15 protein-coding genes are annotated in these 18126 nt (G+C 61.2%); 13 read left to right on the top strand and 2 right to left on the bottom strand.

The genetic code is table 11. The features are described 5' to 3' along the window. Positions 1–9: 9 nt before the first annotated feature. Together BUB60_RS16620 and miaB are read right to left on the bottom strand one after the other, a co-directional pair. Positions 10–1539: an ASKHA domain-containing protein gene (locus tag BUB60_RS16620; protein ID WP_073081532.1), complete on the bottom strand. Its 1530-nt coding sequence runs from the start codon at positions 1537–1539 to the stop codon at positions 10–12. A gap of 38 nt (positions 1540–1577) precedes the next feature. Continuing rightward, positions 1578–2987 carry a tRNA (N6-isopentenyl adenosine(37)-C2)-methylthiotransferase MiaB gene (gene miaB / locus BUB60_RS16615; RefSeq protein ID WP_073081531.1) on the bottom strand — a complete coding sequence of 470 codons (1410 nt, stop codon included), beginning with the start codon at positions 2985–2987 and terminating at the stop codon, positions 1578–1580. A 164-nt stretch (positions 2988–3151) separates the two neighbouring features. On the opposite strand from miaB, the gene BUB60_RS16610 reads away from it, so the two are divergent. The 13 genes from BUB60_RS16610 to BUB60_RS16550 all read left to right on the top strand — a co-directional run bounded on the left by BUB60_RS16610 (position 3152) and on the right by BUB60_RS16550 (position 18083). Further along, positions 3152–4216 carry an alanine racemase gene (locus tag BUB60_RS16610; RefSeq protein WP_073081530.1) on the top strand — a complete coding sequence of 355 codons (1065 nt, stop codon included), beginning with the start codon at positions 3152–3154 and terminating at the stop codon, positions 4214–4216. A gap of 205 nt (positions 4217–4421) precedes the next feature. Further along, a complete protein-coding gene (gene mutL, locus BUB60_RS16605; RefSeq protein WP_073081529.1) occupies positions 4422–6332 on the top strand; it encodes a DNA mismatch repair endonuclease MutL in 1911 nt (636 codons plus the stop codon). Positions 6333–6404: 72 nt separating this feature from the next. Continuing rightward, positions 6405–7355, top strand: coding sequence for a tRNA (adenosine(37)-N6)-dimethylallyltransferase MiaA (miaA, locus tag BUB60_RS16600; RefSeq protein ID WP_073081528.1), 951 nt, complete (start codon positions 6405–6407; stop codon positions 7353–7355). Positions 7356–7422: 67 nt separating this feature from the next. Continuing rightward, positions 7423–7665 carry an RNA chaperone Hfq gene (gene hfq / locus BUB60_RS16595; protein ID WP_073081527.1) on the top strand — a complete coding sequence of 81 codons (243 nt, stop codon included), beginning with the start codon at positions 7423–7425 and terminating at the stop codon, positions 7663–7665. 92 nt (positions 7666–7757) lie between these two features. Next, positions 7758–8984 carry a biotin/lipoyl attachment domain-containing protein gene (locus BUB60_RS16590; protein ID WP_073081526.1) on the top strand — a complete coding sequence of 409 codons (1227 nt, stop codon included), beginning with the start codon at positions 7758–7760 and terminating at the stop codon, positions 8982–8984. After that, a complete protein-coding gene (locus tag BUB60_RS16585) occupies positions 8981–9673 on the top strand; it encodes a YggS family pyridoxal phosphate-dependent enzyme (protein ID WP_073081525.1) in 693 nt (230 codons plus the stop codon). Before BUB60_RS16590 ends, BUB60_RS16585 begins: the two co-directional genes overlap by 4 nt. A gap of 39 nt (positions 9674–9712) precedes the next feature. After that, on the top strand, positions 9713–10180 hold the full coding sequence (locus BUB60_RS16580; RefSeq protein WP_073081520.1) for a cell division protein SepF: 468 nt from the start codon (positions 9713–9715) through the stop codon (positions 10178–10180). A 110-nt stretch (positions 10181–10290) separates the two neighbouring features. After that, positions 10291–11076, top strand: a complete 786-nt coding sequence (locus BUB60_RS16575) for a DivIVA domain-containing protein (protein WP_073081632.1) — start codon at positions 10291–10293, stop codon at positions 11074–11076. A gap of 105 nt (positions 11077–11181) precedes the next feature. Beyond that, a complete protein-coding gene (ileS, locus tag BUB60_RS16570) occupies positions 11182–13977 on the top strand; it encodes an isoleucine--tRNA ligase (protein WP_073081514.1) in 2796 nt (931 codons plus the stop codon). Between the two features lie 3 nt (positions 13978–13980). After that, positions 13981–14559 (top strand): signal peptidase II, encoded by a 579-nt coding sequence (gene lspA, locus BUB60_RS16565; RefSeq protein WP_073081509.1) that lies wholly within the window; start codon positions 13981–13983, stop codon positions 14557–14559. Continuing rightward, the gene (locus BUB60_RS16560) at positions 14543–15451 is read left to right on the top strand and encodes an RluA family pseudouridine synthase (protein WP_073081506.1); all 909 of its coding nucleotides are present in this window, start codon (positions 14543–14545) and stop codon (positions 15449–15451) included. Before lspA ends, BUB60_RS16560 begins: the two co-directional genes overlap by 17 nt. 142 nt (positions 15452–15593) lie before the next feature. Then, positions 15594–16802, top strand: a complete 1209-nt coding sequence (locus BUB60_RS16555) for an MFS transporter (protein ID WP_073081502.1) — start codon at positions 15594–15596, stop codon at positions 16800–16802. Between the two features lie 66 nt (positions 16803–16868). Next, positions 16869–18083, top strand: coding sequence for an MFS transporter (locus BUB60_RS16550; protein WP_073081499.1), 1215 nt, complete (start codon positions 16869–16871; stop codon positions 18081–18083). Positions 18084–18126: the final 43 nt, after the last annotated feature.

Below are 18126 nucleotides of genomic sequence, written 5' to 3'. Positions count from 1 at the left end.
CTCTCCTTTTCAGCCCTCGAACATCATCTGGTCGATGAACTGTTCGTTGAATATTTTGCTCGTCGACAGCTCGACGACCTCGAAATTGTCCATCATGTTTTTAAGCGTATCGCGGGCGGCCTGGGTGCAGAGCGCCAGTGCCGCGCCCTCGCCGGCCGTGTTGCCCATGGTGCGGGCAAAGGGCAGAAAGTCCTTGGGGAACAGGCCGATGGTGGCCGCGCTGTGCTGGTCTAAAAAGCTCCCGAAGCCGCCGGCCAGGAGAAAGCCCGAAATGTCTTTATTCGTCTTGCCGGCCGTGTGCAAAAGCGTTTGGATGCCGGCGGCGATGGCCGCCTTCGCCAGCTGCAGCTTTCGCACGTCGCCGGGGATCATATACACGTCGTGCTCCTTCGACAGCCAGAAGACGTTTTTGCCCTCGCGCTTGCCGAGATACCTGGAGATGGGATGGTGTTCCAGCTCCCCGGCGTCCACAAGCCGGCCCGTTTCATCCACGGCGCTCGTGGATACCATCACCGCCAGCGCGTCCATCAGTCCCGAGCCGCAGAGGCCCTCCGGCGCCGCGTCGCCGATCACGGTCAGCTCCAGGCCCTTTTCGGCGCTCCATTTGACGTGGCTGATGGCGCCCTGAATGGCCGCCATGCCTTTGGCGATCTCCGCCCCCTCAAAGGCCGGCCCGGCGGCCGTGGCGCAGCAGTAATACCTGTCGTCCGCCTTCAAAACGAGCTCGCCGTTGGTGCCGATATCGATATAGACGCAGTTGCCCTTGATATTTTCCAGATCGGATGCCAGCATGCCGGCGGTGATATCCCCGCCCACATAAGAGTAAACGCAGGGGGCAAAGTAGAGGACGGCGTCATCCGCCACAGGCAAGTCCTTGCCGGCGGGACGCTCGTTGCCGAACAGCTCTACAGGCGTGAAGGGCGCCACGCCCATCGCCACGGGGGAATAACCCGCCGCCAGATGCTGCATGATAGTATTGCCGGCGATGGAGATGTAGTGGATGTCCTTGGGATTGGCCCCCACGGACTTGCATGCCTTCGAAATGAGGCCGGCGAGCTGGGCGCGGATGACGCGCGTGAGCACCTCGTGGCCGTTTTCGGCGCAGTACTGGATGCGGCTGATAACGTCCGCGCCGTATGTCCGCTGGGCGTTAACGCCGCTGGCGGTGGCCAGGCGCGTGCAGTTGGGGATGTCCGTCAGGTGCGCCACCACCGTCGTCGTGCCGATGTCAACGGCGATGCCCAGCGGGCCGGTATATGTGACGGTCTTGCTTTTCGCGTCGTCGCCGGCGATTTTCATGTGCATTTCCTCCGGCAGGTACACGTCCATGTCGCCGGAGACCTGGGTCTGGCAGGCACGGACCTTTGGCCCGTCGGGCGACAGCTGCACAAGGCATTTGCCGCATTTGCCCCTGCCGCCGCACGGGGCCTCAAGATAGATATCGGAGGCGATGATCCGCTCGTAAAGCGTCTCGCCCGGTACGGCTTCGGCAGTGTGGATCAGTTTGCCGCCGCGATAGATTTTAAGGACAGGGGACATCGTCACAACTCCTTTGAAATTCGATTTGCGGTTGTATTTTATATAAGCTCCCCGAAAAGAGCCCAGGTATTACAGTCCGTGATGCGCGCGTTGCCAAAGGCGCCGGGCGCGGCGTTGCCGGACAGGCGGACAAGGCGGCCGCCATTTGTCCTGGCGGTGAGAGGGTACCGCAGGTCGCCGGATTCCCCGTCCACAAGGACGCGGAGCGTTTTCCCGACATATTCCCGGTGCTTTTCCTCGGAAATAGAGTTTTGCAGCTTTAAAAGCGCGTCGAAACGGCGCTGCTTGGCGTCCTTCGGCTCGGGATCGTCCAGCCGGCAGGCCGGCGTCCCCTCCCTTTTCGAATAGATAAAGGTGAACAGCGCGTCAAAGCGCGCCTTTTCGATGACGGCCAGCGTGTCGTTAAACTCCTCCTCCGTTTCGCCGGGGAAGCCCACGATGACATCGCTGGTCAGGACGATGTCGGGGATGTACTGCCGGGCCATGTCCACGAGCTCCAGATACTGCGTCCTCGTATAGCCGCGGTTCATCGCCCGCAGGACACGGTCGTTCCCCGCCTGAAAGGGCAGGTGGAGATGGTGGGCCACCTTTTCGCACTGGGCCAGCGTTTTAAACAGCCGCTCGCCGGCGTCCTTCGGGTGGCTCGTCATGAACCGAAGCAGGAACTCGCCGTCCAGCGCGTTGAGGCGCCGGAGCAGCTCGGAAAAATCGATGGGGGATTCCAGGTCCTTGCCGTAGGAATTGACGTTCTGCCCCAAAAGGGTGATGTCCTTGTAGCCGGCCGCGATGAGCTCCTTCGCCTCGGAGAGGATGAGCTCGGGCGCGCGGCTCCGTTCCCGCCCCCGGACGTAGGGAACGATGCAGTAGGAGCAGAAATTGTTGCAGCCGTACATGATCGACAGCCACGCCTTCACCGTCCCGTCGCGGACGACGGGCAGGCCCTCCGCGATGGTGCCGGGGTCGTCCTCGATGGAAAATATCCGGCCGCGCTCGGTCAAAATGCGCTCCAGATACTCCGGAAACCGCCAGAGCGCCTGAGGGCCGAACACCAGGTCCACATGCCGGAAGGAGCGCCTGATCTTGTCGGCCACACTGGGCTGCTGCACCATGCAGCCGCACAGGGCGATGATCTGCCCGGGCTTGTTCCGCTTGGTGTGCACCAGCGCGCCCACGTTCCCGTACACGCGCATTTCCGCGTGCTCGCGGACGGCGCACGTGTTGATGACGATGACGTCCGCGTCCGCTTCCTTGTCGGTAAAGCTATATCCCATCCGGCCCAGCATGCCGCGCAGCTTTTCGCTGTCGGACTCGTTCTGCTGGCAGCCGTAGGTGTCGATAAAAGCGCGCGGGGCGGCGCCCGAGCCGGCGTTATGCGCCCTGAGCCGCTCCATGATCGCTTTTTGCCTGTCGATATCTTCCTGTGAGATTTCTGCGCGTTTCAGCTTCACGTGATCCTCCGTGAAAAAATTCGGAGCAGCGCCGTAAAAGGCTGCAACCGGCTTTCATTTTAACATTTTGTTATAGAATTTACAATGTAAATAATGTATAATCACACCGTGGCAAAATATTGACAAATAAAAAATGCCGCGGTTTTGGGATAGGGAGGGCCATTATGAAATATCTCGTGATAGACAGGCGCGTTGTGCGGAATAACCTTAAGGCGATCAAGGAACGGGCCGACGGCGCCGCCATTTACGCCGACCTCAGCGCCAACGCCTGTGGGATGGGCCTTCTCGAGATCGCCAAGCTCCTGCGGGACGACGGCATCCACGCCTACGCGGTCTCGGACCCGAAGGATGCCGCCTTCCTCCGCTCCAACGGCTTTACGGACGAAAGGCTCATGATGCTCCGCTCCACCGCCGACCCCGAAGAGCTCTCCGAGCTCATCGACCTGAACGTCATCTGCACCGTGGGGTCCTATGACGCCGCCGTGGCCATCAACGGCATCGCGGAATCCCGCAAGACGGTGGCCGAGGTGCAGCTCAAGGTGGACACCGGCCTCGGGCGCTACGGTTTTCTGCCGGAGGAGACGGACAAAATGGCGTCCATCTTCAAATATATGTCCAGCCTTGCCATCATCGGCATGTTTTCCACATACGCCGGCTCCTGGCGCAGCAAAAAGCTGACGCTGCAGCAGTACGAGGAATTCAACAAGGTGCTTGACAGGCTGACGGAGCTGGGCTTTGAAACGGGCGTGGCGCACATCTGCGACTCGGCGGCGCTGTTCCGGTACGAGTTCGGCCGGATGGACGCCGTGCGCGTCGATACGGCCCTGTCGGGCCGCATGCCGGGGAAGAGCGTCCAGGGGCTCAGCCGCGTGGGCTATATCGAGGCCGGCATCGAGGAAGTGGGCTGGTTCCCGAAGGGGCACCGCATCGGCGGCGATCACGGCCTGGTGACGAAGAAGCCCACCAAAATCGCCGTTTTGTCGGTGGGCTATTACCACGGCTTCGGTGTGGACCGCCACCTGGGCGAGCACAATATCCTCGAGCTGCTCCGGCGACGTCGCCGGAAGCTTTTCGTCAAAATCGGCGGCCAGCGCGCCCATGTCCTGGGCGAGGTGGGCCTGCTGCACACAATCATCGACGTGACGCATATCGAATGCGCCGTGGGCGATTCGGTCATCCTGGACGTGGACCCGGTCAACGTCAAGGGCCTGCCGATCATGTATCTATAATGGGCAAAACCCGAAGGGCTTTGCCCAGGCTGTCGATAAAGCCCTTTGGGCTTTATCCGACAAGGGGGTGCATACAGCGCGCTCAGCCGCGCGCTGTATGAGAAGCTCACTCCGGAGGCGCATGTCCTCCTGCGTGACAAATGATGAATTTATTTGCCGCTCCGGCGGCAAACTCTGCGAGGCTTTTATGAAGGAATGGTGATCTTTGGCTAAAATACTGCAGCTGGACGCGCATGTGGCCGACCTGATCGCGGCCGGCGAGGTCGTGGAACGGCCCGCGTCCGTAATCAAGGAGCTCATAGAAAACTCAATAGACTCCGGGGCGACGATGGTCACCGTGGAGATCAAGGGCGGCGGCATGACGTACATGCGCGTCACGGACAACGGCTGCGGCATCGCGCCGGAGGACACGGAGACCGCCTTCCTGCGCCACGCCACCAGCAAGCTCCGGGATGAAAAGGGCCTGGAGGCGATCATGACCCTCGGGTTCCGGGGCGAGGCCCTGGCGGCCATCGCCGCCGTGTCCCGCGTGGAGCTTTTGACCCGCGAAACGGGCGCGGAGACCGGGACAAGCCTCTCCGTGGAGGGCGGCGCTGTAAAGGCGCGGGAGCTGGCCGGCTGCCCGGAGGGCACCACGATGATCGTCCGCGACCTGTTTTACAACACGCCGGCCCGGCTCAAATTCATGAAAACGGACAGGGCCGAGGGCGCGGGCGTGTCGGCGCAGGTCATTTCCAGCGCGCTGTCCCACCCGGAGGTTTCGGTTCGGTACATAAAGGACGGGAAAGAGGAGTGCCATACCCCCGGCGACGGGCGCATCGACTCCTGCATCTACAGCCTTTTCGGCCGCGAATTCGCCGGCGGCCTGTTAAAGGCCGCCACCAGCGACGACGCCGTCACCGTCTCCGGCTTCGTCTCCACGCCCGTGAGCGCCCGGGGCAACAGGAGCTATCAGTTCTTCTTCGTCAACGGGCGCATCGTCAAATCCAAAACGCTGCAGGCCGCGCTGGAGCAGGCCTATAAAAATTCGCTGTTTACCGGGAGGTTCCCCTCCTGTGTCCTGTATATCACGCTCAGTCCCAGCCAGGTGGACGTCAACGTCCATCCGACGAAGACGGAGGTCAAATTCTTAAACGAGCATCAGGTCTTTGACGGCGTCTATTACGCCGCGCTTTCGGCGCTGGAGAGCGAGGGCCGGAAGGACGCGTTCCGGATTTCCGAAAGCACCAAAAGTCTCTTTCAGACGGAGGCCGCGGAAGCCCCGGCGGAACGGCCCTCCGGCGGTGCGCCGGCCCGGACGCAAAGCCCGTACGGCGGCGGGGGCTTTATAAGCCGCGTCCCGTCGGTGCGGGAATTCAAGACATATGCGCCCGTGCGTGACGAGACGGCGCTTTCTTACAAAACGGCGGCGGACAAAATCCCGCCGGCCGCCGAGGCCGGACCAAAAACGCCCGCGGCCTGGGAACGCGTCGGGGAGCCGGCGGGAGAAGAGCCCGCGCAGACGGAAATCGACATGAGCCGGCCGGAGGAGATCGCCGAGATGCCGCCGGCAAAGCGCTGGAGGGTCGTGGGCGAAGCGCTGGACACGTACATCCTGGCCGAGCAGGGCGACAGCCTCTGGCTCATCGATAAGCACGCCGCCCATGAACGCATCCATTTTGACAGACTGAAAAGCGAAAAGCAAGTGACCATGTCACAAACGCTCCTGGACCCCGTCGTCTGCAACCTGGGCAGCGAGGATACGGCGCTGCTGGTGGAAAAAGCCGCGCTTCTTTCCCGCCTCGGCTTTCAGCTGGACGCCTTTGGCGACGCGGCCGTGGCGGTGCGCGAGCTCCCCGCCGATATCGACGCGGCGGAGACGGAGGGCCTGCTCGGGGAGCTGGCGGATATCCTGCGCCGCGGCGGCAGCCCCGACGAGGGCGCCGTCCTGGACGAGCTGCGCCACTCGGTGGCGTGCAAGGCGGCCATCAAGGCCGGCCGCCGCTCCGAGCCCCTGGAGCTGGAAGCGCTGGTGGACAAGGTCCTCACCGGCGAGGTGCGCTATTGCCCCCACGGGCGGCCCGTAGCCACCGAGCTGACAAAGGCGGCGCTGGACAGGACATTCAAAAGGACGTAAGGACGCGGATTCCCGCCTTCGCGGGAATGACAGGGGATAATAGGAAACAACAGGAAATGCCGGGGAATAACAATGACACCTAAAATCCTGGTCATCACCGGGCCGACGGCGACGGGGAAAACGGCGCTGGGCATCGCGCTGGCCGAAAAAACCGGCGGGGAGATCGTCTCCGCCGACTCGATGCAGCTTTATCAGCACATGGATATCGGGACGGCCAAGCCCACGCCGGAAGAGCTGGCCCGCGTGCCGCACCATATGATCGGCATCGTCCCGCCGTCTGAAAATTATTCCGTAGCGCGGTACGCCGCCGAGGCGTCCGGCTGCGTCGACGACATTCTCCGGCGGGGAAAGCTGCCCGTCGTGGTGGGCGGCACCGGCTTGTATATCGGCGCGCTTGTGGCCGGCCACGACTTTTCCGCCGAGGCCGACGCGGACGTGCGCGGGGCGCTGTCGGCGCGGTACGACGCGCTGGGCGGCGAAGTCCTTTTAGCGGAGCTCCGCGCCGTCGACCCGATGAGCGCCGCGCGGCTGCACCCCAACGACAAAAAGCGCCTCGTCCGCGCTCTGGAGGTCTTTAAGGCCACGGGCGTGACGATCACCGAGCACGACGCGCGCACCCGGGCCCTGGCGCCGCGTTATGACGCCTGCGTTATCGCCCTGTCCTACCGGGACCGGGAGGATCTGTACCGGCGCATCAACGCCCGGGTGGACGCGATGCTGGAAATGGGCCTGCTGCGGGAAGTGCGGGCGCTCCTGGACATGGGACTCACGCCGGAACACACGGCGATGCAGGCCATCGGCTACAAGGAGCTGACCGGCGTGCTCCTGGGCCGGGAGGCGCTGGACGAGGCCGTGGCGCGCATCAAAATGGAGTCCAGGCGCTACGCCAAAAGGCAGCTTTCCTGGCTCCGGCGGGATCAAAACGCCCACTGGATATTGTGGGACAAGGAGCCCGATTTTGCTAACGGACTTCAAATTTCGACAGAGTATTTGGAAAAATATGTTTACAATAGAGCCGTCTAAACAAAATTGAAAGAGGCGGCGGAATGTGGTACGATAGTCCCGCCGTCAGAAAGAAAGGACGGCAAACATGGCAAAGATACAGAATCTGCAGGATATTTTCCTCAATCAGGCAAGGACGAATAAGCAGCAGGTCACGGTTTTCCTGGTCAACGGCTTTCAGCTCCGGGGCATAGTGACAGGCTTCGACAGCTTCACCGTCGTGCTGGATACCGACGGAAAGCAGCAGCTTATTTACAAGCACGCCATTTCAACGATTATTCCGGCGCGGGCGATCAGTCTCATGCCGAATGGGGAAAATACCGGCCCGTGAGCCAGCGCGGAAAATGCCGGTTTGCCAGACCAATCATTGTTTGTTAGAGATAACGCCTGAGGGACAAGGCGCGGAAAAGGGGGCTGGGGGCCATGCGGCGCAGCGATTTTTTGATGAAGCTGATGTCGGTCATCCTGCTTGTGGGGATCGTCGTTTATATCGCCGTCTATATTTATGACAAAACGGAGAATCCCCTGAAAACGACGGTTGCCGTGCGCTATACGGCAGAGGAGAGCGGCGATGCCGACGGGTACATCATCAGGACTGAGGACGTCCTGGACGGGGACGGCGCCACCGTCACGCTTATGGCGTCCGAGGGCGAGAAGCTGGCGACGGGACAAGCCCTGGCCGTGTCCTACGAGGGCGACGCGGCGCTCCAGCGGGCCAGCCAGATCCGCGCGCTGCAGCTGCAGATCAGCGCGGCGGAGGCCGATGCCGACAACGCCACGGCGGAGAAGAAGGCCGTGAGCGCCGACGACAGTGTGCTGGCGCTTTCCAGCGCCGTGCAGCACGGCAGCCTTGAAGCGCTGCCTTCGCTGACGTACAACATCGAAAATCTGATTTTCACCCAAAGCGTCAAGGCCCCGGATATCGACCTGAACGCGCTGAAGGACGAGCTGAACGGCCTGCTGGCCCAGAATACGGATACGCGGACGATCCCGGCGCCCGTGAGCGGGATATTTTCCGCCGTCGTGGACGGCTATGAGTCCGTCGGGCCGGACGCGCTGCAAAACCTGACGCCGTCCTCGCTGGAGGCGCTCTTCCCGCCGGAGCCGAAGCCGGCCGAGGATGTTCTGGGCAAGCTCATCACAAACATCGCCTGGTACTACGCGGCCATCGTGGACCAGAGCACCGCCGAAAAGCTCCGGGCCATCGTGGACCAGGCCGCCGCCGACAAAAAGGCCGCCGCTGCGGACCTGCAGTTCACAAAGACATACAACGCCAAGCTGACCATGAAGATCGAGAGCGTCGGGGCGGACGAAAACGGCAAAAGCGTCGTCGTCTTTTCCTCTAAAGCGAATCTGTCCGACACCACGGCGCTGCGCAAGCTGACGGCGCAGGTGCTGTTCGATTCCTGCTCCGGGCTGCTTGTCCCGAAGGAGGCCGTCTATACCGAAGAGAGCGACGACGGCGACAAAGCGTACGTCTACCTCCTGACGGGGCTCCAGGCAGAAAGGGTAGACGTGACGATCCTTGCCGAAAACGGCGACAGCTACGTCGTCCAGGACGGCGCCGAAAACAATACGGTCCTGCGGGAGGGCTGCGATATCATCGTCAAGGCCAAGGATCTGTACAACGGCAAGGTGGTGGGACGATGACAATCGCGGAAAACATCCGGATGCTCCGGGAAAAAATCGCCGTCGCCGCAGTAAAGTCCGGGCGGAAACCGGAGGACATCACGCTTGTGGCGGCGTCAAAGATGAATCCGGCCGAGCGCGTGCGCGAGGCCATTTTGGGCGGCGTTGACGCCGTGGGCGAAAACAGGGTCCAGGAAATGCTGGAAAAGCACGGCCTCGGCGCCTATGAGGGAAAGCCGCTCCACTTTATCGGGCACCTGCAGTCCAACAAGGTGCGCCAGGTGGTGGGCGTGTGCGACCTCATCGAGTCGGTGGACTCCGAAACGCTTGTGGCGGAGATCGGCAAAAGGGCGTCGGCCCTTGGCCTCACGCAGGATATTCTGCTGGAGGTGAACATCGGCAGGGAGGAAAATAAATCCGGCGTCCTGCGGGAAAATCTCGATAAACTTCTGGAATATGCCGCCCAGACCCCCGGAATTCGCGTCCGGGGGCTCATGGCAATTCCCCCGATTACTGGAAATAACGGGAAAAAACCTAATTATTTCGACGAAATGTACAAGCTTTATGTTGACATAACAGCAAAAAAATACGATAATATCTCTATGCATTTTCTGTCAATGGGCATGAGCGACAGCTATATCGACGCGATTGAAGCCGGCGCGAACATGGTTCGCATCGGTTCGGCTATATTTGGTGCGCGGCACTACTGACGATTATTTGATTTTTTATTCACACAGGGGGAAACTCTCATGGGATTTTTTAATGAACTTAAAAAGCTGACGAGGCCTTACGATGACGACGACGATGAGTTTGAGGATTTCAAGCCGAAGGCCGTCGATGAGATTCCCATCGCCCCGAAAACGCCGGCCCAGGCGAGAAGCTCCTACGGCGGCTTCGAGGAGCGCCGCGACAGCAACAAGGTGGTCAACATCCACGCCACCGCCCAGCTCCAGGTCGTGCTCGTGAAACCCGAGCGCTTTGAAAACGCGGCCGAGGTCGCCGATCACCTGCGGGAAAAACGCACGGTCGTATTAAACCTCGAGCAGACCAACAAGGACATCGCCCGCCGCCTCATCGATTTTCTCAGCGGCGTTGCCTATGCCCAGGAGGGCAAGATCAAAAAGGTCGCGGTGAATACATACATCATCACCCCGTATAACGTCGACCTGCTTGGGGACCTGATTGACGAGCTGGAAAACAACGGCCTCTACTTTTGAGAATCGGAATATGACGCTGCCGGCGTGAAAACTGCCGGCAGGTTGGATTATACAGACTAATGAATAAATTCGGTGACGTCACCGGATTATTCGCGAAAGGGTTGAAGGTAATGCTTACTCCGCAGGAAATCTCCGGCAAGGAATTTGTCAAGGCTGTTTTCGGCGGCTACGACATGTCGGTGGTCGACGATTTTCTTGAGACGCTCACAGCCGATTACACGGCGCTCTTTAAGGAAAACGCCATCCTGAAAAGCAAAATAAAGGTTCTCGTGGAGAAGGTCGAGGAGTACCGCTCCACGGACGACGCGATGCGTATGGCGCTCCTGACCGCCCAGAAGCTGGGCGACGAGATCACGGCGGAAGCCAAGCGCAAGAGCGAGGAACTGCTGAACAAGACGGAGGCGGACATCCGGGAAAGACTTCTGGAGATGAAGAACAAGTTTGCCGACGAGGACACCCGGCTCAAGTCCGTCAAGGAAGAGACGCGGAAGTTCATCGCCATCTCGCAGGAGATCATCCGGCAGCACTCGCTGTTTCTCAATAAGCTGGAGGAACTGAACAAGCAGGAACCGGGGGCCTCCGAGGAGTCCGCGCCGGCGCCCGCGCCCGTTCAGGAAGCGGCGCCTGCGCCGGCACCGGCACCCTCCCCGGCGGCACCGGCACCGGCACCGGAGGACGAGGTCACCGCCGCGGCCCGGCAGATCGACGACGCGGTTTCCAACCTGGCCGAGACTGAGGGGGACCCCTTCGCGCCGCTCTTCCAGAACGAGGAGACGACAAAGCTGTTCAGGCCAAGGCAGGAGGGCGACGCGCCCGATGACGACGAACCAACGTCCCCGCGGCCCAAATTCGATTTTAACAACCTCAAATTTGGGTCAAACTATTCTGGGGATTGAGATTTGCCGCTTGATAACGCGTATAAAACGGGTCGGCTGTTACGGCGGCCCGTTTCCCCGCATTTAAGAAGAAAAACTGAGAAGAGATAAAGAGGAGACAGCGTCATGCCTACCGACTACAACGCCACGATAAATCTGCCGAAGACCGATTTCCCCATGCGCGCCGGCCTGCCCAAGCGGGAGCCGGAAATGCTGGCGGAATTTTATAAAAAGGACATCTACGGGCATCTGATGGAAAAAAACGAGGGGAAGCCCCTCTTTATTCTTCACGACGGCCCGCCGTTCAGTAACGGCGATATCCACATCGGTACGGCAATGAACAAGATTTTGAAGGATTTTATCGTCCGGTACAAGAACATGACGGGCTTTAAGTCTCCTTACGTCCCCGGCTGGGACAACCACGGCATGCCCATCGAGAGCGCCATCATCAAAAAGAACAAGCTCGACCGGAAAAACATGTCCATCCCGCAGTTCAGGGACGCCTGCCGCGCCTTCGCGGAGGATTTCGTCGGCCGCCAGAGGACGCAGTTCAAGCGCCTGGGCGTCATCGGCGACTGGGACCGGCCCTACCGCACCATGGACCCGGCCTTTGAGGCCAGGGAGATCCGCGTTTTCGGCAAGATGTACGAGGCCGGCTATATCTACAAGGGCCTCAAGCCCGTATACTGGTGCCCCTCCGACGAGACGGCCCTGGCCGAGGCCGAAATCGAGTACGCCGACGATCCCTGTACCTCCATCTACGTCAAGTTCCGCGTCAAGGACGACAAGGGCGTTCTCAAAGGCGTCTGCGACCCCGAAAAGACATATTTCATTATCTGGACCACAACGACCTGGACGCTGCCGGGGAACCTCGCCATCAGTCTGGGGCCGGATTTCGAGTATGCCGTCGTCAAAGCGGGCGAGGCCTGTTACATCGTCGCCGCCGACCTGGTCGACGACGTCATGAAAAAGGGCGGCGTGACAGACTATACGATCCTCAAAAAAATCCCCGGCCGGAGCCTGGAGCTCGCCGTGGCGCAGCACCCCTTCTATGACAGGGAGTCTCTGGTCATCGTGGGCGACCACGTGACCATCGACACCGGTACCGGCTGCGTCCACACAGCGCCCGGCTTCGGCGTGGACGACTTCAATGTCTGCCGGAATTACCCGCAGATCCCCTTTGTCGCGCCCGTAAACGGCCGCGGCGTCATGACGGAGGAGGCGCTGCAGTACGCGGGCATCCACTATACCAAGGCCAACGAGGTCATTCTGGAAGACCTCAAAAAAAGCGGCGCCCTCTTTGCCGAGGAAAAGATCGTCCACTCCTATCCCCACTGCTGGCGCTGCAAAAACCCGATCATCTTCCGGGCCACCGAGCAGTGGTTTGCCTCGGTGGACGCCATCAAGGAGACGGCGGTGGCGGCCTGCGAGGACATCAAATGGAACCCCGAGTGGGGCAAGGAGCGCATGATCGCCATGATCCGCGAGCGGAACGACTGGTGCATCTCGCGTCAGCGCCACTGGGGCCTGCCTATCCCGGTCTTCTACTGCGGCGACTGCAAAAAACCTGTCTGCACAAGCGAGACGATCGACGCCGTGGCGGGTCTCTTCGCCGAAAAAGGGTCGAATGTCTGGTTTGAGGCCGAAGCGGTCGAAATTCTGCCCGCCGGCTATAAATGCCCCCACTGCGGCGGGACGCATTTTACAAAAGAGACGGACACGCTGGACGGCTGGTTCGACTCCGGCTCCACCCACGCCGCCGTGCTGGACAAGGTTCCCGGCCTCAGGTCCCCCGCCGACGTGTACCTGGAGGGGGGCGACCAGTACCGCGGCTGGTTCCAGTCCTCCATGCTCACCAGCATCGCCGTCAAGGGCGCGGCGCCCTACAAGCAGATCATCACCCACGGCTGGACGGTGGACGGCGAGGGCAAGGCCATGCACAAGTCCCTGGGCAACGCTGTCTCGCCCGACGAGGTCATCAAGGACTACGGCGCGGATATCCTGCGCCTCTGGGTCGCGTCCACCGACTACAGGGCCGACATGCGCATCTCCAAGGATATCCTCAAGCAGCTGTCCGATATCTATCTGAAAATCAGGAACACCGCCCGTTTCATCCTCGGCAACCTGGACGGCTTCGACCCGGACGACGCCGTCCCCTTTGAGGAGATGCCGGAGCTGGACAAATGGGCCGTCATCCGGTTCAACAGGCTCATAGAGCGCGTCCGCGCGTCCTTTGACAAATACGAATACCACACCATTTACCACGGCGTCCACAATTTCTGCGCCGTGGAGATGTCCAACATCTATCTCGACATCATTAAGGACCGGCTCTACTGCGACGGAACCGCCAGCCTCTCCCGCAAGAGCGCCCAGTCGGCCGTCTACCTGATCCTGGACGGCATCGTCCGGCTCATCGCGCCGATCCTCGCCTTCACGGCCGAGGAGATTTGGGCGGCCATGCCCCACCGGAAAAACGACGTGGCGGAAAGCGTTTTGTATAACGACATGCCCCGGCCGAATCCGGCGTACGACTACGCGCCGGGCCAGGAGTCCAAATGGGACAAGCTGCTGGCGCTCCGCGCCGACGTCAACAAGGCCCTGGAGGTCGCCCGGGCCGGCAAGGTGGTGGGCAAGCCGCTGGACGCCGAGATCACGCTGTATCTCGACGAGACCGGCCGGGCCGCCTTCGAGGAGATCAAAAACGAGAGCCTGAAAGATATTTTCATCGTATCAAAGGTGGATGTGGCGTTCGGCGCCGGCACCGGCTATGAGACCCAGGAATTCAAAGGCGCCCGCGTGGAAGTGCGGGCCAGCCAGGCGCCCAGGTGCGTCCGCTGCTGGACCCATGACGACAGGGTCGGCGAGAGCGCCGACCATCCCGAGCTCTGTCCGAGGTGCCGAAAGGCGGTAAAGGAGAGATAAATTTTGATTTATTTCATCATCGCGGCGCTCATCGTCCTTTTGGACCAGGTGTCCAAATATTTTCTGACGATCAAATTGTCCGGCGGCGGCGTCGCGGCGCTGCTGCCCGGCCTTGTGCATATGATCTATGTGCAGAATACGGGCGCGGCCTTCAGCTTCCTGCAGAACGTGCCCTGGCTTCTGATCGCCGTCTCGTCGGTCGTCATCCTGCTGATTGCCGCCGGGCTCATCCGGTACAGAAACAGGATCGACTGGGTTGGCAAGCTGGGCCTGGGGTTCATCCTCGGCGGCGCGCTTTCCAACCTCTTTGACCGCGCCATTTTCGGCTACGTGGCGGATTTCTTCGAGTTTGAATTCGTCCGCTTCGCCGTTTTCAACGTGGCCGACATCTTCATCACCGTCGGCGGCGTCGTGTTCTGCCTGTGGTACCTGTTCAAGGGCTCAAAGGGCGGCGGCCTGCGGGAGGAGTTCATGCTCGGTAAAGGCCGGGATAAAAAGGCCGGCCCCAGGGACGCGGCGGAGCGGGACGGGGCGCAGGATAGCGTCACGCCGGAGGGCAGCGGCGGTGCCGATCACACTTGAAGCCGATTTAAGCGGCGCCCGGATCGACGTTTTCCTCGCCGGAAAGCTGCCCGCGCTCAGCCGCAGCGGCGTCCAAAGGCTCCTCGAGCGCGGGCTCGTCACGTATAAGGGCGCGCCGGTGCGAAAAAATCACAAGGTGGAGCCGGGCGAGGTTTTTGAGGTCTCACTGCCGGCGCCTGTCCCGACGGAAACGGCGGCGCAGGAAATTCCCCTGGACGTGGTCTACGAGGACGGCGATGTCATCGCCGTCAACAAGCCCCGCGGCATGGTCGTTCACCCCGCGCCGGGGCACCTGGACGGCACGCTGGTCAACGCCCTGCTGCACCACTGCGGGGACAGCCTGTCCGGTATCGGCGGCGCGCTCCGCCCCGGCATCGTGCACCGCATCGACAAGGACACCTCCGGCCTCGTCATCGCCGCCAAAAACGACGCGGCGCATCTGTCCCTTTCGGCGCAGCTTAAAAACCGCAGCCTGTCCCGCGTTTACGAGGCGGTCGTTATCGGCGCGGTCAAAGACGACGCCGGCACCGTGGACGCCCCCATCGGCCGCCACCCCACCGACAGGAAGCGCCAGACGGTCACGGCCAAAGGCCGCAGCGCCGTCACGCACTATGAGGTCATCGCCCGCTATAGCGGCTATACCCACGTCCGCTGCCGCCTGGAGACAGGCCGGACGCACCAGATCCGCGTCCACATGGCCCACATCGGCCATCCCGTGCTGGGCGACCTCGTCTACGGGCGCAAAAAGCCGGAAAAGGGGCTTGCCGGCCAGTGCCTGCATGCCAGAGAACTCAAATTCATCCATCCCGGGACGGGAGAACAGATCGCGCTGCAAACCGCGCTGCCGGCCTATTTTACGGAAGTCCTGAGAAAATTGGGCAATACTATATAAAGTCCGCCGGAAAGGCGGGCTTTTTTTGTCGCCTTTTCCAAACGCCGTTCGATTGCAATCACGGCCGGGATCACATACAATTGATGTATTAAAATAGGTCGTCTGCTACCTAAATGACCTGGAACCCGGGGAGGACGAATCGTTGAAACTCGATAAAAAGAAAACCCTGCTCATGTGGACCATCCTGATCATCGCGCTCGTTCAGATGCCGGCCCTGGCGCTGACGCCGGCCATCAACCTCATTCAGACAAAGGCGTTCCCGGACAGGACGCTGGCCGACGTACAGACGGCGCTGGCGTCGACAAATCTGATCTCTCCCGTGGTGTCGATCCTGGCGGCGGTGCTCATCAACCGGGGCGTTTTCACAAAAAAGGGCGTCGTGGTGGTGGGGCTCCTGACGCTCTCGCTCACGGGCCTTCTGGCCGTGCTCCTGCATACGGCGTTCTGGAACCTCTACCTGCTGAGCGTGACCCTGGGCATCGCCACCGGCCTGTTCATGACGAACGCCTTTGGCCTCCTGTTCGATAATTTTACCGACGACCAGCGCCAAACCATCGCCGGCTATCAGACCTCCTGCATCAATGCCGGCGGCATCTCCATGGGCCTGCTGGGCGGCGTGCTGGCCACGGCGATGTGGTACGGCGGCTATCTTATTCTCCTCATCGGCCTGCCGGTGGCCATCCTCGCCCTTTTCACGGTGCCGAACTACAAGTCGCCCTCGGCGAAAAGCTCGGGGGAGAGCACGGAAAAGTCCCGCCTGGACCCGGGCGTCATTTACTACGCGGTGCTGGCCTGCATTTTCATGGCGATCTACGGCGTGGGCGGCAACAACATCTCCACCCATATCCGCCAGAATATCCCGAACGTGGACGACGCGGCCATGGCCGGCATCGCCGTGGCGGTCCAGATGGGCGGCGGCGTCATCTCCGGGCTGTTCTTCGGCAAGCTCTCGGCAAGGCTCGGGGATAAAATCATGGCCGTGGCCTGCTTCGCCCTGTTTGCCGGGTTTTTGATCGTGAGCCTGTTCGCGTCGTCGCTGGTGATGATCCTTATCGGCGTTTTCGTGGCGGGCATGTCCCTGAGCATGATGCTGCCCCGGTGCACCTTCGCCGTGTCCACCCTTGTGGACAAATCCACCTCGGCCTGGGCTACCGTGATCGCCCTGAGCGTGGCGCCGAGCCTGGGCGGCTTTTTATCGCCCCAGGTCTTTACCCGGCTGACCATCGCGCTCTTCGGCGACCTGACCGTTTACAGATACGGCTTCGTGGCGGCCACGGTGCTCGTCTTCGGGCTCGTTATCGTGTTTTTAACCATGCGCCGGGCGAAAACCGCCCCGGCGGCGTCAAAATAAGTCCGGGCCCGCAGCATGTAAAATAAGCGGCGCCCGGCGCGCCGAATACAAGCCAGGGGGTAATTCATGTTTAAATCCGTCGCCAAAAGCAAGCGCCTTCTCATGTGGACCTTATTTTTGATTTTCATGTTCCAGATGCCCCATTTCGCGCTCTCCTCTGGCATCGACACGATCCAGAAGCATGTCTTTACCGACCGGTCGCTCTCCGCCATCCAGACCGTCATATCGCTGCCGAATCTTTTGAGCGTTGTGGCCGGCGTCCTGTCCTCCATCCTCGTGGGCGGCAGGCTGGCGACAAAAAAGAGCCTCGCCGTGACCGGCCTCTTCATCGTTGCCGTCACGGGGCTCCTTGCCCTGGTCCTACACACGCAGTTCTGGCAGCTGATCCTGTTCAGCGTTTTCATCGGCCTTGGCCTTGGTTTTTTCGTCCCGGCCTCCCAGAGCATCATGCTTGACAGCTTTGACGAAAAGGAGCGCCAGCTCGTCAGCGGCCTGCAGTTCTCGTTCATCAATTTCGGCGGCATCCTGATGAGCGTTGCCGGCGGCCTCCTCATCACCCTCGTCTGGTACGGCGGCTATATCATGCTGCTGGTCATGCTGCCCGTGGCCGTCCTGTCGATCGTCGCGCTGCCGCGGGATAAGGGCTTATCAAACGGCGGCCGCCGGGCCGAAACGGCGCGGCGCTCAAAGCTCCCGGCGGACGTCTTTTACTATTCGGTTACGCTGTTCCTGTTCACGCTGATGTTCAATGTGACCATGAGCAACCTGCCCACCCATCTGGAGTCCCATCACCTGGGCAACGCCGGCACGGCCGGGGTCGCCATCGCCGCCACCATGGCGGGCGGCGTTTTTTCCGGCATCTTCTTTGACCGGCTCTCCGCGCGGCTGCGCGACTATATGATCCCCGCCGCGTTCCTCCTCCTGTTTGCCGGCTTTACGATGCTGAACCTCTTCGATGCCTCGCTGCCCGTCATTTTCGTCGCCGTCTTTCTGATCGGCATATCGTCGAGCCTCTGCCTGCCGCAGTGCATCTTCTCGTCCTCCAATGTCGTCGACCCCACGAACTCCGCCCTGGCGGCAACCTTTTTGTCCTGCGTCGCGCCCGGCTCCGGCGGCTTTCTGTCGCCCGTCGTCTTCACGAACATCACCCAGGCTCTCGTCCGGGACTCCACCTCGTTCCGCTATCAGTTTGTGGGCCTCGTCGCCCTCATGGCCGGCGTTATCTACCTCTTCAACACCCGCCGTCGGGAAAAGCGCTGGCCGGCTAAGCCGGCACAATAGCACGAATTTAAACCGTAAAAAGCCGGGCCGCATTTGCGGCCCG

Source organism: Sporobacter termitidis DSM 10068 (assembly GCF_900130065.1).
GTDB lineage: Bacteria > Bacillota > Clostridia > Oscillospirales > Oscillospiraceae > Sporobacter > Sporobacter termitidis.
The sequence above is the reverse complement of the archived record's forward strand: the minus strand, read 5'-3'. Positions and strand labels throughout refer to the sequence as shown.

Excerpts from the sequence above, each read along its gene's own strand:
- BUB60_RS16580 (WP_073081520.1), top strand. The coding sequence starts at position 9,713 with ATGGGATTTTTTAATGAACTTAAAAAGCTGACGAGGCCTTACGATGAC.
- ileS (WP_073081514.1), top strand. The coding sequence starts at position 11,182 with ATGCCTACCGACTACAACGCCACGATAAATCTGCCGAAGACCGATTTC.
- BUB60_RS16550 (WP_073081499.1), top strand. The coding sequence starts at position 16,869 with ATGTTTAAATCCGTCGCCAAAAGCAAGCGCCTTCTCATGTGGACCTTA.
- BUB60_RS16590 (WP_073081526.1), top strand. The coding sequence starts at position 7,758 with ATGCGGCGCAGCGATTTTTTGATGAAGCTGATGTCGGTCATCCTGCTT.
- BUB60_RS16575 (WP_073081632.1), top strand. The coding sequence starts at position 10,291 with ATGCTTACTCCGCAGGAAATCTCCGGCAAGGAATTTGTCAAGGCTGTT.
- BUB60_RS16620 (WP_073081532.1), bottom strand. The coding sequence starts at position 1,539 with ATGTCCCCTGTCCTTAAAATCTATCGCGGCGGCAAACTGATCCACACT.
- BUB60_RS16610 (WP_073081530.1), top strand. The coding sequence starts at position 3,152 with ATGAAATATCTCGTGATAGACAGGCGCGTTGTGCGGAATAACCTTAAG.
- miaA (WP_073081528.1), top strand. The coding sequence starts at position 6,405 with ATGACACCTAAAATCCTGGTCATCACCGGGCCGACGGCGACGGGGAAA.
- BUB60_RS16585 (WP_073081525.1), top strand. The coding sequence starts at position 8,981 with ATGACAATCGCGGAAAACATCCGGATGCTCCGGGAAAAAATCGCCGTC.
- hfq (WP_073081527.1), top strand. The coding sequence starts at position 7,423 with ATGGCAAAGATACAGAATCTGCAGGATATTTTCCTCAATCAGGCAAGG.